Annotated in this window: 20 protein-coding genes and 1 other RNA gene; 13 read left to right on the plus strand and 8 right to left on the minus strand. The window is 65.8% G+C overall.

What is annotated here, in order from left to right; all coding sequences use genetic code 11:
• Positions 1-41 precede the first annotated feature (41 nt).
• The 5 genes from DSAT_RS03195 (at position 42) to DSAT_RS15490 (ending at position 4,433) form a co-directional block, all read left to right on the plus strand.
• Positions 42-860: a zinc ribbon domain-containing protein gene (locus DSAT_RS03195; protein ID WP_020886147.1), complete on the plus strand. Its 819-nt coding sequence runs from the start codon at positions 42-44 to the stop codon at positions 858-860.
• Between the two features lie 135 nt (positions 861-995).
• An RNA gene (gene rnpB, locus DSAT_RS14795) (RNase P RNA component class A) lies at positions 996-1,341 on the plus strand.
• Between the two features lie 119 nt (positions 1,342-1,460).
• Positions 1,461-2,669: a 2-C-methyl-D-erythritol 4-phosphate cytidylyltransferase gene (gene ispD / locus DSAT_RS03200; protein ID WP_020886148.1), complete on the plus strand. Its 1,209-nt coding sequence runs from the start codon at positions 1,461-1,463 to the stop codon at positions 2,667-2,669.
• A 95-nt stretch (positions 2,670-2,764) separates the two neighbouring features.
• Positions 2,765-4,225 carry a cysteine--tRNA ligase gene (cysS, locus tag DSAT_RS03205; protein ID WP_020886149.1) on the plus strand — a complete coding sequence of 487 codons (1,461 nt, stop codon included), beginning with the start codon at positions 2,765-2,767 and terminating at the stop codon, positions 4,223-4,225.
• Between the two features lie 70 nt (positions 4,226-4,295).
• Positions 4,296-4,433: a hypothetical protein gene (locus DSAT_RS15490; RefSeq protein WP_153304086.1), complete on the plus strand. Its 138-nt coding sequence runs from the start codon at positions 4,296-4,298 to the stop codon at positions 4,431-4,433.
• A 21-nt stretch (positions 4,434-4,454) separates the two neighbouring features.
• On the opposite strand, the gene DSAT_RS03210 is transcribed toward DSAT_RS15490, so the two are convergent.
• The 8 genes from DSAT_RS03210 to DSAT_RS03245 form a co-directional block, all read right to left on the minus strand.
• Entirely contained in the window at positions 4,455-5,366 is a 912-nt protein-coding gene (locus tag DSAT_RS03210; protein ID WP_020886150.1) for an aminoglycoside phosphotransferase family protein, read from the minus strand.
• A gap of 243 nt (positions 5,367-5,609) precedes the next feature.
• On the minus strand, positions 5,610-5,969 hold the full coding sequence (locus DSAT_RS03215; protein ID WP_020886151.1) for a DVU0772 family protein: 360 nt from the start codon (positions 5,967-5,969) through the stop codon (positions 5,610-5,612).
• A gap of 88 nt (positions 5,970-6,057) precedes the next feature.
• On the minus strand, positions 6,058-7,401 hold the full coding sequence (gene radA, locus DSAT_RS03220; RefSeq protein WP_020886152.1) for a DNA repair protein RadA: 1,344 nt from the start codon (positions 7,399-7,401) through the stop codon (positions 6,058-6,060).
• A 49-nt stretch (positions 7,402-7,450) separates the two neighbouring features.
• Entirely contained in the window at positions 7,451-8,287 is an 837-nt protein-coding gene (locus DSAT_RS03225; RefSeq protein ID WP_020886153.1) for a DUF3426 domain-containing protein, read from the minus strand.
• A gap of 30 nt (positions 8,288-8,317) precedes the next feature.
• Complete coding sequence (hpt, locus tag DSAT_RS03230; RefSeq protein WP_020886154.1) at positions 8,318-8,854, minus strand: hypoxanthine phosphoribosyltransferase; 537 nt, start codon at positions 8,852-8,854, stop codon at positions 8,318-8,320.
• Positions 8,851-9,321: an N-acetyltransferase gene (locus DSAT_RS03235; RefSeq protein ID WP_020886155.1), complete on the minus strand. Its 471-nt coding sequence runs from the start codon at positions 9,319-9,321 to the stop codon at positions 8,851-8,853. The genes hpt and DSAT_RS03235 overlap by 4 nt, the downstream gene beginning before the upstream one ends.
• The gene (locus tag DSAT_RS03240) at positions 9,318-9,824 is read right to left on the minus strand and encodes a TlpA family protein disulfide reductase (RefSeq protein ID WP_020886156.1); all 507 of its coding nucleotides are present in this window, start codon (positions 9,822-9,824) and stop codon (positions 9,318-9,320) included. The genes DSAT_RS03235 and DSAT_RS03240 overlap by 4 nt, the downstream gene beginning before the upstream one ends.
• Positions 9,825-9,886: 62 nt before the next feature.
• Entirely contained in the window at positions 9,887-12,289 is a 2,403-nt protein-coding gene (locus tag DSAT_RS03245) for a homocysteine S-methyltransferase family protein (RefSeq protein WP_020886157.1), read from the minus strand.
• A gap of 210 nt (positions 12,290-12,499) precedes the next feature.
• Between DSAT_RS03245 and DSAT_RS03250 the strand changes: the two genes are divergently transcribed.
• The 8 genes from DSAT_RS03250 to glpX all read left to right on the plus strand — a co-directional run bounded on the left by DSAT_RS03250 (position 12,500) and on the right by glpX (position 20,904).
• On the plus strand, positions 12,500-13,630 hold the full coding sequence (locus DSAT_RS03250) for a sigma-70 family RNA polymerase sigma factor (RefSeq protein ID WP_020886158.1): 1,131 nt from the start codon (positions 12,500-12,502) through the stop codon (positions 13,628-13,630).
• A 14-nt stretch (positions 13,631-13,644) separates the two neighbouring features.
• The gene (locus tag DSAT_RS03255) at positions 13,645-14,445 is read left to right on the plus strand and encodes an HD domain-containing protein (protein ID WP_020886159.1); all 801 of its coding nucleotides are present in this window, start codon (positions 13,645-13,647) and stop codon (positions 14,443-14,445) included.
• Entirely contained in the window at positions 14,442-16,175 is a 1,734-nt protein-coding gene (locus tag DSAT_RS03260) for a tetratricopeptide repeat protein (RefSeq protein WP_020886160.1), read from the plus strand. Before DSAT_RS03255 ends, DSAT_RS03260 begins: the two co-directional genes overlap by 4 nt.
• Positions 16,175-16,960, plus strand: a complete 786-nt coding sequence (locus DSAT_RS14770) for a hypothetical protein (protein ID WP_020886161.1) — start codon at positions 16,175-16,177, stop codon at positions 16,958-16,960. Before DSAT_RS03260 ends, DSAT_RS14770 begins: the two co-directional genes overlap by 1 nt.
• A 94-nt stretch (positions 16,961-17,054) precedes the next feature.
• On the plus strand, positions 17,055-17,354 hold the full coding sequence (locus DSAT_RS03270; RefSeq protein WP_020886162.1) for a hypothetical protein: 300 nt from the start codon (positions 17,055-17,057) through the stop codon (positions 17,352-17,354).
• Positions 17,355-17,436: 82 nt separating this feature from the next.
• Positions 17,437-17,886 carry a ribose 5-phosphate isomerase B gene (gene rpiB, locus DSAT_RS03275; RefSeq protein ID WP_020886163.1) on the plus strand — a complete coding sequence of 150 codons (450 nt, stop codon included), beginning with the start codon at positions 17,437-17,439 and terminating at the stop codon, positions 17,884-17,886.
• 52 nt (positions 17,887-17,938) lie between these two features.
• The gene (tkt, locus tag DSAT_RS03280; RefSeq protein ID WP_020886164.1) at positions 17,939-19,906 is read left to right on the plus strand and encodes a transketolase; all 1,968 of its coding nucleotides are present in this window, start codon (positions 17,939-17,941) and stop codon (positions 19,904-19,906) included.
• Between the two features lie 14 nt (positions 19,907-19,920).
• A complete protein-coding gene (glpX, locus tag DSAT_RS03285; RefSeq protein WP_020886165.1) occupies positions 19,921-20,904 on the plus strand; it encodes a class II fructose-bisphosphatase in 984 nt (327 codons plus the stop codon).
• The last annotated feature ends 51 nt before the right edge of the window (positions 20,905-20,955 follow it).

Raw genomic sequence — 20,955 nt, forward strand, 5'->3', positions numbered from 1 at the left:
GCAGGACTTCGCGTCGGCGGGGCACACAAAAGAGGGAGACCATGTACCAAAAGCAGATCGAACAACTCGTCATTCTCCAACACCTGGACCAGGAGATCCTCGTCCTCGAAAAGGAGTTGGAGCAGGCCCCCAAGGAACTCGCCGAACTGGAGGGCCGCCACCAGGAAGGTCTGGATCAACAAAACCAGGTGATCGAGAAGATCGACTTCCTCAACGCCCAGAAGAAGCGTCTCGCGGCCGAGATCGAAGAAGACGGCCTGAAGATCAAGAAGAGCAAGAACAAGCTCATGATGGCCTCCAACACGCGCGAATACCACGCCATGATGCGCGAGATGGACAACATGGAAAAGCTCAACCGTCTGCGCGAGGAAGAGCACACGACCCTGACCGAGGAGCTCTCCCGCCAGGAGGAGATCCTCGTGGAACTCAAGGCAGGCGGGGCCGACTTGGCCGCCGAACTCGAGGCCAAACGCGAAAGCCTGGACAAGCGGCTGGAAAAGGCCCGCCAAACCCTGGCCGAATTGAACAAGAACCGTCTGGCCGCGGGCAAGATCATTCCGCCGCCCATCCAGGCGCGCTACGAATTCATCCGCTCCCGCCTGCGCACCCCGGTCATCGTGGCCGTCACCGGCGGCATCTGCACCGGCTGCAACATCTCCATCCCGCCCCAGACCTACAACGAACTGCAGCGCGGCAAGCAGATCCACTCCTGCCCCAACTGTCAGCGCATCATCTACTGGGAGCAGCATCTGCCCGAGGCGGCCGCCGAGCAGGCTGAACGCGCCAAGAAGCCGGAGAGCAAGGCCGCCAAGACCAAGGAAGAAGCCGCCGAAGCCGTGACCGAGGGAGCCGAAGCTTAGCGGTATCCCAGGTCCGGCTGGACAACCAGGGTTCACGGACATACGTGTTTTTGATTGGCGGCACGTTGGAAGCGTGCCGCGGCGAAGAAGCCTCGGGAGCGTGAAGCGTTCCGCTTTGCGCCCCTGGCGATATCTGGAGTTGGACGAGCCGTCGCCGCGAACCTTTCGGTTCGGGGAGGAAAGTCCGGGCTCCGCAGGGCAGGACGCTGGGTAACCCCCAGGGGGAGCGATCCCCGGATAGCGCCACAGAAAGCAGACCGCCCCGCGAGGGGTAAGGGTGAAACGGTGGGGTAAGAGCCCACCAGCGGCCGCGGCGACGCGGCCGGCTCGGCAAGCCCCGTCCGGAGAAAGGCCAAATAGGAACGCGCTCGAGGCTGGCCCGGCCGAAGCGTTCGGGTAGGCTGCTTGAGGCACGGAGCAATCCGCACCCTAGAGGAATGGCGGCATAGAACAGAACCCGGCTTACTGTCCGACTCCAGGATTTTGCGGCGCGAAGGACGAGCCTTCGCGCCGCATCCTTTTCCATGCTCCAGCGGGCGGCGACGGGCCGCAAGCCGCACGGCGCTTGACCAAAGAACCTCTTTCCCTCATGGTGCGCGCATGTCGCTTTGGGCTGTGATCCTCGCCGCTGGCAGCGGCAGCCGCCTGGCCTCGGCCGGGCTTTCGGTACGCAAGCAGTTCCTGATGCACGACGGCGCGCCGCTGTTCTGGCGCTCGCTACGCACCCTCTCCCGCCTGCCCGAGCTGGCCGGTCTGGTGGTGGTCTTTCCACCCGAAATATTCGACGAATCGCGCGCGCTCTTGCGCGACCTCCTGGCCCGCGAGCCCGTGGGGCTGCCCTGCCTGACCGCTCCCGGCGGCGCGCGACGGCAAGATTCCGTGGCCTCGGGCCTTTTTGCCCTGCCGGGCCAGGCCTCGGCCGTGCTCGTGCACGACAGCGCCCGGCCGTTCCTCACGCCCGATCTGGCCGCGCGCCTCTCCGACGCCCTGGCCCGGGGAAGCAAGGCCGTGATCCCCGGCATCGCGCTCGCCGACACCATCAAGTGCGTGGACGCGGACGGCCGGGTGACGGCCACGCCCGAGCGCGCGAATCTTCGCGCCGTGCAGACGCCGCAGGCCTTCGACCTCGCGCTCCTGCGCGCGGCCCACGCCCGCGCCGCGGACGAGGGCTGGGACGTGACCGACGACGCCATGCTCGTGGAGCGGCTCGGCGAGCCCGTGCTGATCATCGAGGGCGAACCCGGCAACGTCAAGATCACCAATCCCGAGGATCTGCGCCTGCTCGGCCCGAAGGAGGAAGAGGTGCCCGCGCCTGTGACCGGATTCGGCTACGACGTCCACAAATTCGGCCCCGGCCGCCCCTTCGTGCTCGGCACCGTGCCCATCCCCGGCGCGCCCGAGGTGGTGGCCCACTCCGACGGCGACGTGCTTTTGCACGCGCTCATGGACGCCATCCTCGGCTGCCTGGGCGAAGGCGACATCGGCCGCCTCTTTCCGGACACGGACGCGGCCTTTGACAACGCCTCCTCGGCCATCCTGCTGGACGAGGTCATGGAACTTTCCCGGCGCAAGGGTTTTCGCGTCCTGCACGCCGACGTCACGGTCATCGCCCAGGTTCCCAAGGTGGGGCCGCACCGCGAACGCATCCGCGAGGCCGTGGCCAGGCTGCTCGGGCTTTCGCCCGAGCGCGTGAACATCAAGGCCACCACCGAGGAAGGGCTCGGCTTCACCGGACAAAAGCAGGGCATCAAGTGCGTGGCCGTGGTCACGGCCCTGCCGCCGGGCCAGGGCCCACGGACGAACGGATAGAAGCCACGGCCCGCCGCCCGCGCATGACACTTGATTAGCCGGGCGCATCGCGCTACCACGGCACCTCCCCACGACGAAACGAATCTGGAGCAGACATGCAGCTCTTCAATACCCTGACGCGCAAGAAGGAACCCTTCACCCCGGCCGTGCCCGGCAAGGTCGGCATGTACGTCTGCGGCATCACGGCCTACGACTTCTGCCACATCGGCCACGCCCGCTCGGCCGTGGTCTTCGACGTGCTGGTGCGCTACCTGCGCCACACCGGGCTCGACGTGACCTTCGTGCGCAACTTCACGGACATCGACGACAAGATCATCAAGCGCGCCAATGAGGAAGGCAGCACCTCCGAGGAAGTGGCCGAGCGCAACATCCGCTATTTCTACGAGGACATGGACCGGCTGAACATCCTGCGCGCGGACCTGGAGCCCAAGTGCACCGAGCACGTGCCCGAGATGGTGGAGCTGACCGAGCGCCTCATCGAAAAGGGCCACGCCTACGCCACGCCCTCGGGCGACGTCTATTTCCGCGTGCGCTCCTTCCCCGGCTACGGCAAGCTCTCGGGCCGCGACGTGGAGGAGTTGGAGTCGGGCGCGCGCATCGCGCCGGGCGAGGAGAAGGAAGACCCGCTCGACTTCGCGCTGTGGAAGGCCTCCAAACCCGGCGAGCCCTGGTGGGAGAGCCCCTGGGGCAAGGGACGGCCCGGCTGGCACATCGAGTGCTCGGCCATGAGCGAAAAGCACCTGCATCTGCCGCTGGACATCCACGGCGGCGGCCAGGATCTGATCTTTCCCCACCACGAGAACGAGATCGCCCAGACCGAGGCCGCGCTGGGCAAACCCTTCGCCCGCTTCTGGGTGCACAACGGCTTCGTGCAGATCAACCAGGAGAAGATGTCCAAGTCGCTGGGCAACTTCTTCACCATCCGCGAGATCCTGGGGCGCTACCTGCCCGAGGTGCTGCGCTTCTTCCTCTTGACCATGCACTACAGAAGCCCGCTCGACTTCTCGGACGAGGCCATGGACGAGGCGGAAAAGGGGCTTCGCCGCATCTACGCCGCCCTGGCCCAGGTGCATGCCGAGCTTTCGGCCCGCGAGACGTGGGCCAAGGGGCCGCTGCCCGCCGATATAACGGCCGAACTGGCCGAGCACGAGGCCAAATGGCGCGAGGCCATGGAGGACGACCTGAACACGGCCGCGGCCCTGGGTCAGGTCTTCGGGCTCGTGCGGCTGGCTGGCCGCGTGCTGGAGAACAAGGGCTGGCGCAAGTCCGAGGGCGGCAAGGCGCTGTTCGAGCGCGTTCTGCTGCTGGTGCGGGAATGGGGCGAGGTCTTCGGCCTCTTCGCGCGCGAGCCCAAGGATTTCCTGGCCGAGCTGCGCGCCTCGCGCGCGGCCCGCAGGGGCATCGAGGCGGCAAAGGTCGAGGAGTTGCTCCAGGCCCGCGCCGACGCGCGAAAGAACAAGGATTTCGCCCGCTCCGACGCCATCCGCGACGAACTCGCCGCCCTTGGCGTGGAGGTCAAGGACACCCCCGCCGGGCAGGACTGGGACGTGGCCTGACAGGCCGCCTGGAAAGCACCACCCGCCGCATTGCCTTGCTGAATCCAGACGCCACGAATTCGAGCGAATCGTGGCGTCTGTTTTTTCGCCTTGCGCCTGTCCGCTTCGAGTGCCGCATCATGCCTGCGACGACGATGCGGTGACGGTCCTGATCGTGGGCAAGCGCAACGATCAGGACGTGTACAAGCAGCTCAAGCGGATGGGATGAGGCCGCAGGCCGTCCGTGCGCTCAGCGCGTCAGCATATCCAGATAATCCAGCTCCATCGCCACCATCTCGGCGTCGTCCTTCCTGAGCCACTCGGCCAGCCAGCCGAAGCGGCCCGCAGCCACGGCCGGGCGCAGGAGCGGTGCGAGATCGGACGAAAGAAGGCCTGTCGCTTCAAGACGACGGAGCATGGCCGCGCCCGCGCCGCGGGAGAACGTCCGAGGATTCTCGATGCCCAGGCAACCAAGGGTGTTGGCCACGTCGTAGAGGGCATGCTTGAAGCCCGCGAATTCCCAGTCGATGACCAAGAGGATGCGCCCCTGCCGCCAGAGGGCGTTCATGGGATGCAGGTCGCCATGGCACAGGACGCGCGGCAGGCTCGGCTCCAGATCCAGGAACGGCCGGATGCGGGCGGCGAGCGCGGCGGCGCGGGCATGAACGTCCGGCGCGTGCCGCTGCATGTCGGCCAAAAGCTTCTCGACATAGGGCGCAAGGAAAAAATCGTCGATCCCGGCCGGGATGCCGCCCTGCGCACCGGCCAGTTGAGCGGCGCTGCGAAGCCCGACAAGAAAATCCGCCAGTTCCTCGCCCGGCCCATCCTCCTCCGTGTAGTCCGGCGCGGCGAGCCCTTCGCCAGCCCCATAAGGCGCAAGCTGCCATGCCCCGCCGTCTTCGTCGCGGTGGACGAAGCCGCCCGCGCATGGCCTGTACGCGCAGGCTCGCGTCAACCCGGCCGTTGCGAGCCCGGCCAGCAGCCGCCCCAGCACCTCGCGCCGCGCCGCCTGCCCGGCGTCGATGCACTCCAGCACCCACAGCCCGCCGTCCGCGTCCTGCACCACCCGCCGTGCAATGCAGCGCTCCGGGCTGCCGGGGATGGCGAGGTCGGGGCGCTCGCGGGCAAGCGAAAGACTCCAGGGACAAAGCGGGTCGGTCATGCAGCAGTCTCGTATTCTTGGGGAAAACAACGGGGGGCCGCACGGCCCCCGAGATCGTTGACAAACCTCTTTTTCCAGGCTGTTCAAAAAGGCCCAGATGCAAGGCGCAAGGAAAGCTCAAGGCCGACGCGTATTTGTAATACGCGAGGATTTGAGCTTTTCGCAGCAACGCAGCAGATGGGATTTTTTCAACAGCCTGCGGGGGCCGTGCGGCCCCCGTGTCGGTTCAAAACACTCGCTCGCTCAGCACTCTTCCTTCGCGATGGTCCGGCGCAGCCACTCCTTGATCTCCTCGGTGGGCTCCAGAATGCCGCGCACGCGGCCGCGCTCGGCATGAAAGCCCGCAAGCAGGTTGTCGGGAAGCTGCTTCTCGCACAGCGACTCGCTGCCCCACTTGTTCATCTTCATGAGCACGGCCTTGGGACGCTCGCCCCAGGTGTCGATGACGAAATAGATCGAGTATTCATCGGACAAAGTGACCGGACGGCGCAGGTCGTCGCGGTAGTTGTTGTTGCCCCACTCCAGGTAGCGGGTCACCGCATCCTCCTGGATCATGTCCCAGTCCACCTCGTCCAGCCAGGTCTTGCAGTTGCTCTCGGTCATGCGTCCCTCCGGATGATTTTCGCTGCGTAGGACAAACTCTACGCCGGATCGCCCGCCTTGGGCAAGTCTCGACAGCAACATGGCGATGTCAGGACGTTTTTTTTGCCCCGAACAGCGCAACCTGGAAATCGGTCAGGCGCTTCACGCCCTTCTTGCCCGAGCCAGGATGAAGGATCGGGCCGTAGCCCAGGCGCGAAGCCTGCTTGAACCTGATTTCGTGCCCCTGACAGGGCCTGATCTGGCCGTTCAGGTCCACCTCGCCCCAGAAGACCGCGCTCTCGGGTAGCGGAACGTCGTAGAACGACGAGAGCACCGCCGCCACGAGGCCGAGATCCAGCCCCGGCTCGGCAAGCTGCAAGCCGCCGCCGATCTTGGCGTAGATGTCCAACTGGCCGAAGTTGAGCCGCAGGTGCTTCTCCATGACCGCCAGAAGGAGATGCAGCCGGTTGGGCGGAAAGCCCATGGCCGCGCGGCGCGGGATGGACAGAAAGCTCTGGCTGACCAGCGCCTGCACCTCCACGGCAAACGGCTTTTGCCCGTCCATGGCCATGACCACGGCCGCGCCCGAGAGCGAGGGGTCGCGCGCGCCCAGAAAGAACGTGGAGGGATCGGGAACGATCTCAAGCCCCTGCTCGGCCATGGTGAAGACGATCAGTTCGTCCGAGGGGCCGAAGCGGTTCTTGAGCACGCGCAGGATGCGGAAGATGTGGCGGCGGTCGCCTTCGAGGTAGAGCACGGTATCGACCATGTGCTCCATGAGTTTTGGCCCAGCGATCTGGCCTTCCTTGGTCACGTGGCCCACAAGTGTGAGCGCCGCGCCGCACTTGCGGGCCTCCTCGACAAGCTGCGCGGACACCGCCCGCACCTGCGAGACGCTGCCCGGCAGACCGTCTGCCAGCGACGAGGCCAGGGTCTGCACCGAGTCGATGACCACGAGCACGGGCTTTTCCGCGCGCATGGCGGCCATGGCCTCGTCCGCGCTGTTGCTGGCCATGGCCAGGAGCGTAGGCGCGAGCACGTCCAGGCGCTCGGCGCGGCTCTTCAACTGCGGCAGGGATTCCTCGCCCGTGACGTAGAGCACGCGCTCGCCCTGCGCGGCCAGAAGCCCGCAAAGCTGCAACAGAAACGTGGACTTGCCGATGCCTGGCTCGCCGCCCAGAAGCAGCGCCGCGCCCGGCACAAGGCCCTTGCCCAGGAAACGGTCGAGTTCGGAAAGGCCGGTGGGCCGCGCGGCGTGCGGCGTGGCGTCGAGTTCGGCCAGGGAGACGGCCTTGCCCGCGCCCGACACGGCCGCCGCGCCCGAGGATCTGGAGGCCAGGGCCTGCACCTCCTCGCTCAGGCAGTTCCATTCCTTGCAGGCGGGACATTGCCCGGCCCAGCGCGGGCTTTGGGCTCCGCAGGCGGAGCAGACGTAGACGGTGCGCGCCTTCATCCACCCCTCATACGCGAGGGTGGCAACAGCCCGGCGTCGCGAGGCATCTCTACCGGCTCGCGCCCGCCCGCTGGGCGTCGATGACCTTGACGCCGAACTCGACCACGTCCTCGGGCGGCTCGAAAAAGACGAGCATGAACGGCGTGCCCGCGCCCGTCTCCAGATTGGTGTTGTTGTTGAGCACGCCCATTTCGTTGTCCAGGGCGGCCTCGATCTCGGTACGCGAGAGCACCTGAAGCTGGAAATAGGAGAGGATGTTCCCGCACAGGGCCTGGCGCGTGACGAGGGGCTGGCCTTTGGCGTCGAAGAGCGTGGCCTCGATCTTGATGAAGTCACGGGGCCGCTCGAACTGATTCACGGCCTTGCCCTCGATGACGAAGAGTTGCCCGGCTTTCTCGTTGTTCACGTAATACTGGCGGACGTTTTCGAGGACGATGAATTTGACCGGCGACTCCTGAGCGGCCTGGTCCCCAGGCTCGCCGACCTGGAAAAGCGGCTCCAGGAGCCCGGAATAGTAAAGTCCCGCCCCACCGCCCACGAGAACGAGCAACGCCATGGCCATGAGCAGAATCCGCTTCTTGGCGGCGGCTCCGGGACCCTTTCGCGGCTTCTTCTCGGGTTTGCCGATGTCCAGGGAGAAATCAGTCTCGTCGTCATCGGTTTTGAACTCGAATTCGTCGTCCCGGCTCCCCTTGCCCCGGGAGGACGGCGCGCCGAGATCGTCGTCGTCGATGCCGAGAAGGTCGCCCAGGTCGTCGTCATCCGCACCCGGCGACACGGGAAAGACATGGCTGCACTGCGTGCAGCGCACCTTGGTCCCGCCCGCCGGGATCTTGTCTTCGGGGAGGTTGTACTTGGCGCGGCAGTTCGGACATTCGACGATCATACGTTTCCCTTGGTTCCAGACGATCGCGGCCTAGTTCGTGAAAATCACCTCGGCCACATGGGGCAACTCGCGATACCGTTCGGCATAATCCATGCCGTACCCCACGACAAAGCCTTCATTCAGGGTAAAACCGGGAAAGTCAACAGTCACCGCCGCCTCCCGGCGCTCGTGCTTGTCGATGAGCGCGGCCAGGGCCACGGAGCGGGGCTTGCGGCTCGAAAGTACTTTCAAAAGATATTCCATGGACTTGCCGCTATCGACGATATCCTCGACCACAAGCACGTGCTTATCCTCCACGGACACGTCCATGTCCTTGCGGAAGACGACGCGCCCCGTGCTGCTCGTTCCGCCCGCGTAGCTGGCAAGCTGAAGGTAGTCGAGTTCCGGGCCGCAGGTCAGACGGCGCACCAAGTCGGCGAAGAAGAGCGTGGCCCCTTTCAGGACGCAGACCGCCACCAACGGCTCGCCCATGTAGCGCTCGCTGATGGTCCGGCCGAGTTCGGCCACGCGGCGGGCTATGGCTTCGGCCGGAATCACCGAGCGAAGCATGTGCGGCGGCAGGTTCATGCGACGGCCTCCACCTTGATGAGCATGGCCGTCTCATCGCATTCCGGAAACTTCGGGCAGTTCAGGCAATCGGTCCAGACCTTCTGCGGCAGGTCGTTCTTCTCCACCTGCGCAAATCCCATGTGGCCGAAGAAGCCCACCTCGTAGGTCAGGGCGAAGACCCTGGAGAGCCCCAGTTCGCGCGCCTCGTCCAGGCAGGCCGTAACCAGCGTGCGACCAAGTCCCTGGCCACGCCTGTCCTCGGCCACGGCCAGGGAGCGGATCTCGGCCAGGTCCTCCCAGCAGATGGACAAGGCGCAGCAGCCCATAAGCCCGCCAGCCTCGTCCTCGACCACGTAAAAGTCGCGGATGCTGCCGTAAATGCGCGAGAGCGAACGGGCCAGAAGCTGGCCGCGCTGCGCGCAGTCGAAGAGCAGCTTATGGATGTACTTGACGTCGCCCATGCGGGCCTTGCGGATCGCGCTCATTGAGCGGCCTTCTTGGCCATCACCTCGGCCACGGCGCGGCGAAGCGCCTCGGGCTCGAGATATCCGTCGTGCGCGAAGGCCTGCCGGCCGTTGACGTCGTAGATCACGGTGCGCGGCACGCCCGTGACGCGAAAGCCGGTCATCACGTCGGGGCCGCCGTGGAAGACGTCGTAGTTGAGCGGCCGCCGCTCCAGAAAGCGCTGCAAGGGCGCCACGTCCTCGTCCAGCGAGATGCCGAGCATGGCTAGGCTGTCTTCGTCGAATTCCTCGCGCAGCTTCATCAGGTGCGGGATTTCCATGATGCACGGCGGGCACCATGTGGCCCAGAAATTGACGAGCACCGGTTTGCCGTTGTTCTCGGCCACGGCCTTGAGCACGCCCTGATAGGTGATGGGCGTGTAGGCGGGCGCCTTGTTCCCGGCTGGCTCGGTTTGCGCGGCGTTGAGACCGACGGCCGAAAACGCGACGAGCAGGCAAAAGACGATGAAGATACGATGAAGCATGTGGACCTCGACAGACACGAATTATCAAAAACTATACGGCATCTGCGTGCAAATGACAAAGGCTAGGTCGAAAGTCGCTTGGCCAGCCGCACGGCCGAGACCGCGTCCGTGGAGAAGCCGTCCGCCCCGATGCGGTTGCAAAACGCCTCCGTGACCACGGCCCCGCCGATGATGACCTTGGCGGGCAGCCCCTCCTCGCGCACCAGCTTCACCGTGTCCTCCATGCGCACCATGGTCGTGGTCATGAGCGCGGAAAGGCCGATGATGGCCGCGCCGTGGTTTTTGGCCGCGTCCACGATGGCCCGGGCCGGAACGTCCTTGCCCAGGTCGATGACCTGAAAACCGTGGTTCTTGAGCAGCAGGCAGACGATGTTCTTGCCGATGTCGTGGATGTCGCCCTCCACGGTGGCCATGACGACCTTGGGACGCGCGGCTTCGGCCTGTCCGGCTTCGAGCAGCGGCTCCAGGCGCTCCATGGCCTTTTGCATGGTCTCGGCCGAGAGAAGGAGCTGCGGCAGGTAGTATTCCTTGCGCTCGTACTTCTCGCCGACCTCCATGATGCCGGGGATGAGTTCCTCGTTGACCAGGACGAAGGGATCGCGGCCCTTGGCCAGCTCGTCCTCGATCATGGGCAGGATCGCGTCTCGCGCCCCGGCCACCACGGCCTGGCGCGGCGTGGTCACTGCCCCGGCCCCGCCTCCGGAAACGGCCGCGCCGCCGCCCCCCTCCGAGGGCGTCCAGCCGGAATAGCCGACAATGAAGCGCGCGGCCTGCGGATCGCGGGCCAAAAGAACCTCGCCCGAGGCCAGGGTCTCGCGCAGCCTGGCAGAGGAAGGATTGGCGATGAACGAGGACAGCCCCGCACCCAAGGCCATGGCCAGGAAGGTGGAGTTGACCAGATCGCGCGCGGGCAGGCCGAAGGAGACGTTGGAAAGCCCCATGGTCGTGGCCAGGCCGTTTCGCGCGCACCAGCGCACGACATCGAGGCAGGCCTTGGCCGCCTCGGGCTTGGAGGACACGGTCAGGACCAGCGCGTCCACCACGATCAGGCGGCGCGGGATGCCGAAGGATTCGGCCTTGGCGAGCAGCTCCTCGACGACCGCGATGCGCTCGGCCGCGCTGACGGGCAGCTTCTTGCCCGTGAGCGGCAGGAGGATGAAGGGCGCGCCGAGTTTCCTGCACAGCGGCCCAAGGGCCTCCATGCGGCCGGGCTCGCCGGAGATGGAGTTGACCAGGGGCGAGCCGGGCGCGTCCCACAGGCAGGCGGCGATGGCCTCCTCCTTGGTGGAGTCGTGACACAGCGGCATGGGGAAACGGGACATCAGCGCGCGCGAAAGCTCGGGCAGAAGCTCTTCCTCGGCCACCAGCGGCGCGCCCACGTTCACGTCGAGCACGGCCGCGCCGAGTTCAGCCTGTTCGTGGGCCAGCATCTGGGCGTAGGTGAAATCGCCCGCCTGCAGCTCCTTGGTCAGCCGCTCCTTGCCCGTGGGGTTGATGCGCTCGCCGATGAGCGCGGCCGGATGATCGAGCCCCAGCGGCACGGACCGCGCGCGCGAGGTGAGCACGGTCAGGGCCGGGCGCTCGGGCGCGTTCGGCACGTAGGTCTTGGCGTCGAGCGCCGTGGCCAGGGCGCGGATGTGGTCGGGCGTGGTGCCGCAGCAGCCGCCCACGAGCTGCACGCCCGGCTCGTCGGCCAGGATCGCGGCCTGCGCGGCGAAATCGTCCGGCCCCAGGCGGAAGACGGTGCGGCCGTCCACCAGTTCGGGCAGCCCGGCGTTGGGCTGCACGTGCAGCGGGATATCCAGGCGCTCGCGCATAGCGCGGACCGTGGCCAGCATCTCCACGGGTCCGGCCGAGCAGTTCACGCCCACGACCTCCACGCCCAGGTTCTGCATGGTGTCCACGAAGGTGGTGGGCGGCGTGCCGGTCAGCGAGGCGTCGCCTTCGAAGGTCATGGAGAGGAGCAGCGGCAGGTCGCAGACCTCGCGCGCGGCCACGACCACGGCCTTGATCTCGGCGAGGTCGAAATGCGTCTCGGCTTTGACGAGGTCGCAGCCGCCCTCGAAAAGCCCCTTGATCTGGAGCGCGAAGATATCCACCATCTCGCGGAAGGAGAGCGGCCCGAGCGGCTTGGCGAAAAGGCCGGTGGGGCCGACGCTGCCCGCCACGAAGGCATTGTCGCCCGCCACTTCGCGGGCGATCGCGGCCATGCGGCGGTTGAAGCCGCACACATCCACGCCGCTGCCGAGCTTGGGCTCGGAGCCGCCGAAGGTGTTGGTGGTCAGGACGCGCGCCCCGGCCGCGAGGTAGTCGGCGTGGCAGCCCCTCAGCACGTCGGGCCGATCGAGCGCCCACAGTTCGGGGGAAACGCCCGCGGGTAGCCCCCGGGCTTGCATGAGGGTGCCGTAGCCGCCATCGACGCAAAGGATGCGGCCGCTTGCAAGGGCCGCCCTGAAATCGGGCACTTCAACAACTCCTGGGATGGCGTTTTCCGCGCCGACGGGCCGCCGGGGACGCCCCTCGCCCCGCCGACGGCGCGCGTCCGACGGCCGTTTCGCCTAGCGCGCGGGCCTGTCTCTCCTACTTAAAATCGTTGAAAGAGACAAATAAAAACTCTATATTCACAAATTCCACGACCAGTGCCCCTGGCCATAGCCCGTGCGTGGAGGAAGATCGTGCCGAGCAAGACTAAGAAGACCGTCGGCAAGCCCGGCGGACGTGACGATAGCGACATCGAACGCCTCGACTCCGTGGAGGAGCCGGGCGACGAAGACGAAGTCGAGTCCGTGGACCTGACCGAAGACCTCATCGAGGAGGCCGTGGAGTTGGCTGCGAACGGCGACGAGGACGACGGCGGTCTCGCTGCCGATGCGAACGACGAAACCGACGTCCAAGGCGACGAGCCCGATGAGCCTTCGCCCGCGCGCCTGCCCGCGCCCCGGGGCGCGGGACGAGATGCTCTGCAGATATACCTGCGAGAGATATCACGCGTGCCCATGCTCACGCCAGAGGAGGAGACGAGTCTGGCCCGCCGCGTGCGTGACCATGCGGACCAGGACGCGGCCTTCCGTCTCGTGACCTCGCACCTGCGGCTGGTGGTCAAGATCGCCATGGATTTCCAGCGCCGCTGGATGCAGAACGTGCTCGACCTGATCCAGGAAGGCAACGTGGGGCTCATGCGCGCGGTGCAGAAGTTCGATCCCGAAAAGGGCATCAAGTTTTCCTACTACGCCGCCTTCTGGATCAAGGCCTACATCCTCAAATTCATCATGGACAACTGGCGGCTGGTCAAGATCGGCACCACCCAGACCCAGCGCAAACTCTTCTACAATCTGGGCAAGGAACGCCAGCGGCTCATGGCGCTCGGCTTCGATCCCACCACCTCAGCCCTTTCCGAATCACTTGGAGTCTCCCAGGAAGACATCACTCAGATGGACCAGCGCCTGTCGCGCGGCGACATGTCGCTGAACATCCCGCTGGGCGAGGACTCATCGGCCACGCGGCTCGACTTTCTGCCCGCGCTCGGCCCCGGCCTGGAAGAAGAATTGGCCCGGAACGAAATATCCGGGCTGCTCGGACGTCACGTCCAAGACATTCTTCCCTCGCTCTCGGACAAGGAACGTGAGATACTGGAAGAGCGTCTGCTCACGGATTCACCCGTGACCCTGCGCGAGATCGGCGAACGGCACGGCATCACGCGCGAGCGGGTGCGCCAGATCGAGGCCAGGCTTCTGGAAAAACTGCGCGCGCACCTCACTCGCGAGATTCACGACTTCTCCGAGGACTGGATCAGCAGGGACGAATAGTCCGAGGAACGACCATGGCCATGCACCCCCTCAAACGCTTTCGCGACGACGCCTGCCGCCTGGCCCAGAGCCTCCCCCGGCCAGGGTTCGCGACGTCCTTTGCGCGCGAAATCGAAGCCGCGCGCATGGCGTTTTTCGAGGAGACGCTCATTGGCCGCCTGCGCGACGAAGCGCTTTCCTTTCTCTACGACGACTTCGGATTCGGCATCGAACACTCCAAGGCCGTGGCCGTGGACGCGGCTGCCATTGTGCTCGCCGAAACCTCGTTCTGGACACGAGAGGACTCGCGCAGGATGGCTCTTCTGGCCATTCTGGCCGGGCTGTTGCACGACGCCACGCGGCTCGACGAGGATGGCGAGGCCAAGGCGGCCGAACTTTCACGCAGCATCCTGGCCCAATATCCCCTGACCGACGAGGAACGGGATATCATAGCCCGAGCCATCCGCGACCACGAAATCCGCGATGGATACATCCCACCGTGCGACCCGCGCGCCGCGCTCCTCAGCGCGGCGCTGTACGACGCCGACAAATTCCGCTATGGCCCGGACATATACGTCACGTCACTGTGGGAGTTCTGCGACTACGAAGATATGCCGACGCCGCACGCACTGAAATGCCTCTCGGCAGCCGAGAATCGGCTGCCCGAACTGTCGGGCACCTTTCGCTCCAGACCGGGCCGCTCCTTCGGCGAGGAACATCTCGAATGTGGCGCTCGGCTCATGCCGCATCTGACCGACAATCTCCGGAACGTGCTCGCGGACATAGAAGCCTCCCCCGTCTTCCCTTCAAAAACGCAACGACCGGCCAAGCCATGACACGTCCCATCGCCACGCCCACTGCCCCGCGTCCGGCCACGGCCGCCTTGCTGCTCTTTTTTCTGGTAATCGTCGCGGGCTGCGCGGCGCGCGAGACCGCCCCACCCCCCGCCCAGGCGCCCATGCAGCCGGTGACTTGGACGCTGACTCGCGACGCGGCCGCAGCCTACTATTTTCTGCTCTACATGGACGAACTGCGGCAAGGAAACCCCGAGCAAGCCGAACGAGCCCTTTACACCGCGCTCGAAATCGACCCCTCGCCAAGCCTGCACGCCGAGGCCGCGGACCTGCAATGGCGCATGGGACGCCCCGCCAAGACGCGCGAGCACCTGCAAAAAGCCCTGAAGGACTCGCCGGGCGACAGACTTCTGGTCATGCGTCTGGCGGATTCCTATCTCGCAGAGCGGCGCATCGACGACGCTCTGACCACGCTGGAACTGTGGCTGAAGGACAATCCCGGCGACCCGACGGCCATTCTGCGCATGGCCGACATCCAAATCGAAACCAGACGCTTCGCCCAGGCGGCGCAGACGCTCCAGACCCTGCCACGCGAAGCGCGGGGACCGGAATCGCGCTACCTCGAAGCCAAGGCCCAGGCGGGTCTGGGCAACCACCGCCGATCCATCGAGATACTTTCAGCCCTGTCGCGTGAATACCCGGACAATATCCTCTATCTTGCCGAGTTGGCCTACCAGTACGAAATCACCAAGGACTACCCGGCGGCAGAGCGAACCTACATCCGTATCCTGGAATTTGGCGAGGTGGGCGACGAAATCTGGCTCAGGCTCATCGCCATCAACCTCAAGCTGAACAACGTCGAACGCGCCCTGGATATGGCCAGGGAAGCTCCTCAGAGCACCGAATTCCTCATGGAGGCAGCGCGCACCTTCATCGCCGAAGGATTCCCGGACGAGGCCGAAAAACTGCTCTCCCCCCTGAGCGACGCCCCCGGCAGCGACCCACGCGTCCACTTCTACCTTGCCCTGCTCGCCTTCGACGGCCGGGGGGACGCCCAAAAGGCCCTGGAACACTTGGAACGGATTCCTCCGGATGGCGAGATGGCCTCCCGGGCGACTTCCTTCAAGGCGCACATGCTCTTCCTCCTCAAACGGTTCGACGAAGCCCGCGAACTCGTCGCCACGGGCAAGCGGGATTTCCCCGAGGTCCGAGATTTCTGGGAGATCGAGTCGTGGCTTCACGAGGAGGCCGGACAATACGACGAGGCAAGGCTCGCCATCGAAGAGGCGCTGACGCTCTGGCCCGACGACACCCGGCTCATCTACCGGCTCGGCGTATTGCAGCACCTCATGGGCGACGACGATGCGGCCATCGAGACCATGGAGCAGATCATCGCGATCGAACCCGACAACGCCGAGGCCCTGAACTTTGTCGGCTACCTCCTCGCCGACATGGGCCGCGATCTCGACCGGGCGCTCGTGCTCATCGAGGAGGCCCTGGAGCAAAAGCCCGACAGCGGTCATATCCTCGATTCCCTGGCCTGGGTGCATTACCGCCGGGGCGATCTCGCCAAGGCTTGGGACGCCATCCTGCTGGCCGTGGAAAAAACGCCCGAAGACCCCACCATATGGGAGCACTACGGCGACATCGCGCGGGCCAAGGGCAGGGTTGAATCGGCCCGCAGGGGCTACCGCAAGGCCCTTGAATTCGGCCACAAGAAACCCGACGAGGTGCGTGCCAAACTTGACGCCCTGAAAAAGGAGGGGCGTTAATGCGCCACGCCGCGAGAGCGGTCGTCCTTTTCGCCGCGTGCCTTGCCCTCACGGCCTGTGCCGCTCGCCAAGTTCCCCATGCACCCGCAAGCGACGTCTGGAAAAACTACCAGAACCGCCAGCAGGCCCTGGCCGGGCTGCCCCGGACTGTCGATGCGCGGGCCAGCCTCTACTACACCGCCGATGGCCGCACCAATCGCACCCTGGTCAGCCTGTGGGGCGACCTCGACCACCCGCTGCGGGCCGAAATCACGGCCTCCATCGGCACACCGCTGGGATTCTTCCGCGAAGACGCCTCGGGCTGGGTCGCCTTCTACCCGCAGACCGGCGAGGCCTTCGCCCACAGCGGCGGCAGGGCCGGAGCGAGCGTCCTGGGTATCGGCGCGCCGTTTTCGCTGCGCGACCTGGCCTTGCTCGTCTTCGGCCAGACCATGCCCCTGACCGGAGCATTCTTCGCCGAATCCGAACCCACGACCGGCGAAGGGGCCACACCACTGACCGCCTTCAGGCTCGACGGGAACCCCGCGGCCTCGCGGCTCGTGCTGGACCGCCACGGGCGGCCCGTGGAGATGTCGGGCGGCGACGGCACGCCGTGGACCGTCCGATTCAGGGGCTACACGGGGGAAGCCGCGAACACGTCTTCGACCATCGAGGTGGAACTGGCCGACGGCCGGTCCGCACGCCTTTTGCCCCGCTCGCTATCCCGGCCAAAGGCCCCGTTCACGCCCGACGCCCTGGGGCTGCCCCTGCCCCCGGGCATCGTCCCGCAGTGGGTCGCGCCCTGATTTCCCCCTGGAAAAACAGTCTTGTTCCGTGTACACACGGGGGCGTTCGCAACGATGCGCCGCGCCCGCGCGGCCAGGCCCATGGAGACCCCCGATGACCGGCCCCTTTCAAAACCTTCTGCTCGGCCTTCGCGTGCTCGCGGACGAGTTGTCCTGGGTGGCGATTCGCGCCATGCGCGAAATGGAGATGCGCCAGCTTCGCAAGCGCCTCGCCGAGGAGCGCAGGACGCTCGAAAAACTGGACGCAACAGGTCCGGAAGACGAGGCCGAACTGTGTCGGCGGCAGATCGACTTCCTCTCGGAAGAGCTTGACTTTCTGGCCTCGGAGATGCAGGCCAAGCGGGCCGACATGCTGGCCCGCCGCGCGGCCCGGTTCGGGCTCGACGCCTCGTGATGCCAGGGGCGGCCGCGCCTTTCGCGCCCCTTCGCGCAAAGGACGCCCGACGCCGCCCATGAGTTCCACAAGGAAGGATTTCATGAACAACACCATCTTCATCGCCTCCGACCACGGCGGATTCGCTCTCAAGGCGATCGTGGCCGACCATCTGGCCCAAAAGGGCCTCGCGGTCCACGATCTCGGCCCCGCGAACGCGGCCTCCACGGACTACCCTAACCACGCCGCCGCTCTGTGCGCCCGCATCCTTGCACAGCCCGGGAGTCTCGGCATCCTCATCTGCGGTACGGGAATCGGCATGTCCATCACCGCCAACCGCTTCCGTGGCATCCGCGCAGCCTTGTGCCACAACGAATTCTCCGCCCGCATGTCCAGGGCGCACAACGACGCCAACGTGCTCTGCCTTGGCGAGCGCGTGCTTGGCGCAGGCATGACGCTTGGCATCGTGGACGTCTTCCTGGCCTCGCGCTTCGAGGGCGAACGGCACAAGCGCCGCATCGACCTCATCGATGAATTGGCCGCGAAGCCCTGATGCGCTACGTGGCGTCACATATCTGTTTCATCTTAATATTTAAGGACTTACCATGAACCCCATGCTCGTCAACGTCGTCAAGGGCCTTATCATGGACGCCACGCGCGCCGCCAACTCGGGGCATCCCGGCGGGGCCATGTCCTCGGCCGATTACGCCTGCGTCCTGTTCCGCGACTTCCTGAAATACGACCCGAGCGATCCCAAGTGGTTCGACCGCGACCGCTTCGTGCTCTCGGCCGGGCACGAATCCATGCTGCTCTACAGCCTGCTGCACCTGGCGGGCTTTTTATCCATGGATGAGATCAAGCGCTTCAGGCAGTGGGGTTCGCTCACGCCAGGCCACCCCGAACACGACCTCACGCCCGGCGTGGAAGCCACCACCGGTCCGCTGGGCCAGGGGCTGGCCATGGCGGTGGGCATGGCCGCGGCCGAGGCGCACCTGCGCGCCAGGCTCGGCGCGGACGTCTGCGACCACTACACCTACGTCCTGGCCTCGGACGGCGACTTCCAGGAAGGCGTGGCCTACGGCGCGGCCACCCTGGCGGGACTGTGGGGCCTTGGCAAGCTTATCGTCTATTACGACTCCAACAAGGTCCAGCTCGCCGGCCCGACCAGCCGCGTGGACTGCACCGACTACAGAAAGATATACGAAGGCATCTGCTGGCAGGTCATCGACATCGACGGCCACGACCACGAGCAGATCCGCCGCGCCATCGCCGAAGCCCAGCAAGAGACCGGCCGCCCCACCCTGATCATTGGGCATACGGTCATGGCCAAAGGCTCAGCCAGCCGCGAGGGAGATTTCGGCACCCACGGCGAACCCCTCTCACCCGAGGAAATCGCGGCCACCAAGAAGCGTCTGGGGCTCCCCGAGGCCGAGGCGTTTTACTGCCCCGCCGAAGTCGGCGGGGACTTCAGGGGCCGCCAGCCCGCGCTTTCGCGCCTCGCCGAGGCTTGGCGCGGCAACCTCGCAGACAAGAAGGCCCATAACGCCGAGTTCGCCGCCGCCTGGGAATGGACGACCAAGGACCGTGGGGCCCTGACTTTCGAGTGGCCCGCCTTCGATCCTGCCAAGAAATACGCCACGCGGCAGGCCTGGGGCGCGTGCCTGAACGCGCTGATCGAGCAACTTCCGCCGCTCGTGGGCGGTTCGGCCGACCTCGACCCTTCCAACCAGACGGCCAAATTCCGCGACACCGTGGGCAACTTCAACGCCGATACGCCCCTCGGCCGCAATCTGGCCTTCGGCGTGCGCGAGTTCCCCATGGGAGCAATCGCCAATGGCATCGCCCTGCACGGTGGGTTGATCCCCTTCACGGCCACCTTCCTGACCTTCTCCGACTACATGCGCAACGCCGTGCGCATGTCCGCTCTGCAAAAGCTCCCGGTGCTGCACGTCTACACCCACGACTCCTTCCACCTCGGTGAGGACGGCCCCACGCACCAATCCATCGAGCACGTGGCCAGTCTTCGCCTGATCCCGAATCTGCTCGTGCTGCGCCCGGCCGACGCCATCGAGACGGCGGCCTGCCTTGAAATCGCCCTGCGCCAGGAGGAGACGCCCTCCTGCCTGTGTCTGACCCGCCAAGGACTGCCGACGCTTGATCCGGCCGTCTTCCCGCAGGTCGCCGCAGGCGTGGCGCGCGGCGGCTACGTGCTGGCCGACTGCGAAGGAACACCCGACGTGGTGCTCCTCGCCACGGGCTCGGAAGTCTCCCTGGCCCTGGACACCGTAAAGCTGCTGAAGGACCTCAAAATCCGCGTCGTCTCCATGCCCTGCGTGGAGCTTTTCGAAATGCAGGACGAAGCCTACAAGACTTCCGTCATCCCCGAGGGTGCGCGTCTTTACGCTGCGGCCGAGGCCGGACGCCCCGAGGGATGGCACAGGTACGTCGGTCGCAAGGGCCTCATCCTTGGCATCGACCACTTCGGCCACAGCGCCCCGGCGAACGTTCTTGCCGAAGAATACGGATTCACCCCCGAAAATCTGGCGCGGCTGATCCGCGAGCGCCTAGTCTAAAAGGAGGCAATGCCATGGAAGCCCCGACAAAGAACCTGGCTCTCGATCTCGTGCGCGTCACCGAGGCAGCGGCCCTGGCTTCGGCCCGCTGGCTCGGACGCGGCGACAAGGACTCCGGCGACAAGGCCGCCGTGGACGCCATGCGCAAAAGCTTCGCCGCCCTGGACATCCAGGGACGGGTCGTCATCGGTGAAGGCGAAAAGGACGAAGCCCCCATGCTCTTCAATGGCGAGAAGCTTGGGTCAGGCCAGGGACCGCGCGTGGACGTGGCCGTGGACCCGGTGGAAGGCACGCGTCTTCTGGCGTACGGCCGTCCCAACGCCATCTCCGTGGTCGGCGTGGCCCCGGCCAACACCATGTTCGATCCGGGCCCGAGTTTCTACATGAAAAAGCTCGTGGTGCCCTACGAAGCACGCGCGGCCATCGACATCGAGGCTCCGGTGCGCGACAACCTCATCAAGATATCCAAGGCCCTGGGCAAGGATGTGGACGACTTGACCGTCTTTGTCCTCGACAAGCCTCGCCACCAGAAGTTGATCGAGGAGATTCGCTTCGCCGGGGCGCGCATCGCCCTGCACACCGACGGCGACATCACCGGCTCGCTCATGGCCATCGACCCGCGCAACGAAGTGGACGTGATGATGGGCACCGGCGGCACGCCCGAAGGCGTGCTCTCGGCCATCGCCATCCGCATCATGGGCGGAGCCATGCAGGCCAAGCTCGATCCCCAGAAAGCCGACGAGAAAAACGCCCTCATCGCGGCGGGCATAGACACCCGGCCCGTGTACGGCGAAGCAGAACTGGTGCGCAGTGACGACCTCTATTTCGCGGCCACCGGCATCTCGGGCGGCTCGTTCCTGCGCGGGGTCAAGTTCACGGGACGCGGCGCGGTGACGTACTCGGTGTCCATGCGCGGCCTGACCGGCACCGTGCGCCACATCGAGGCGGAGCACGTCTTCGAGCGGCTGATGCGTGTAAGCAACGTCAAATACGATTAGCAGACTGTCCCTAAAGCACCATCTGCTGCGTTGCTGCGAAAGCGCCGGATC

It is taken from the genome of Alkalidesulfovibrio alkalitolerans DSM 16529, from assembly GCF_000422245.1.
GTDB lineage: Bacteria > Desulfobacterota > Desulfovibrionia > Desulfovibrionales > Desulfovibrionaceae > Alkalidesulfovibrio > Alkalidesulfovibrio alkalitolerans.

What these genes read in the sequence shown, in the direction of transcription:
- DSAT_RS03195 (WP_020886147.1), top strand. Translation starts at nt 42, where the DNA reads ATGTACCAAAAGCAGATCGAACAACTCGTCATTCTCCAACACCTGGAC.
- ispD (WP_020886148.1), top strand. Translation starts at nt 1,461, where the DNA reads ATGTCGCTTTGGGCTGTGATCCTCGCCGCTGGCAGCGGCAGCCGCCTG.
- cysS (WP_020886149.1), top strand. Translation starts at nt 2,765, where the DNA reads ATGCAGCTCTTCAATACCCTGACGCGCAAGAAGGAACCCTTCACCCCG.
- DSAT_RS03210 (WP_020886150.1), bottom strand. Translation starts at nt 5,366, where the DNA reads ATGACCGACCCGCTTTGTCCCTGGAGTCTTTCGCTTGCCCGCGAGCGC.
- DSAT_RS03215 (WP_020886151.1), bottom strand. Translation starts at nt 5,969, where the DNA reads ATGACCGAGAGCAACTGCAAGACCTGGCTGGACGAGGTGGACTGGGAC.
- radA (WP_020886152.1), bottom strand. Translation starts at nt 7,401, where the DNA reads ATGAAGGCGCGCACCGTCTACGTCTGCTCCGCCTGCGGAGCCCAAAGC.
- DSAT_RS03225 (WP_020886153.1), bottom strand. Translation starts at nt 8,287, where the DNA reads ATGATCGTCGAATGTCCGAACTGCCGCGCCAAGTACAACCTCCCCGAA.
- hpt (WP_020886154.1), bottom strand. Translation starts at nt 8,854, where the DNA reads ATGAACCTGCCGCCGCACATGCTTCGCTCGGTGATTCCGGCCGAAGCC.
- DSAT_RS03235 (WP_020886155.1), bottom strand. Translation starts at nt 9,321, where the DNA reads ATGAGCGCGATCCGCAAGGCCCGCATGGGCGACGTCAAGTACATCCAT.
- DSAT_RS03240 (WP_020886156.1), bottom strand. Translation starts at nt 9,824, where the DNA reads ATGCTTCATCGTATCTTCATCGTCTTTTGCCTGCTCGTCGCGTTTTCG.
- DSAT_RS03255 (WP_020886159.1), top strand. Translation starts at nt 13,645, where the DNA reads ATGGCCATGCACCCCCTCAAACGCTTTCGCGACGACGCCTGCCGCCTG.
- DSAT_RS03260 (WP_020886160.1), top strand. Translation starts at nt 14,442, where the DNA reads ATGACACGTCCCATCGCCACGCCCACTGCCCCGCGTCCGGCCACGGCC.
- DSAT_RS14770 (WP_020886161.1), top strand. Translation starts at nt 16,175, where the DNA reads ATGCGCCACGCCGCGAGAGCGGTCGTCCTTTTCGCCGCGTGCCTTGCC.
- DSAT_RS03270 (WP_020886162.1), top strand. Translation starts at nt 17,055, where the DNA reads ATGACCGGCCCCTTTCAAAACCTTCTGCTCGGCCTTCGCGTGCTCGCG.
- rpiB (WP_020886163.1), top strand. Translation starts at nt 17,437, where the DNA reads ATGAACAACACCATCTTCATCGCCTCCGACCACGGCGGATTCGCTCTC.
- tkt (WP_020886164.1), top strand. Translation starts at nt 17,939, where the DNA reads ATGAACCCCATGCTCGTCAACGTCGTCAAGGGCCTTATCATGGACGCC.
- glpX (WP_020886165.1), top strand. Translation starts at nt 19,921, where the DNA reads ATGGAAGCCCCGACAAAGAACCTGGCTCTCGATCTCGTGCGCGTCACC.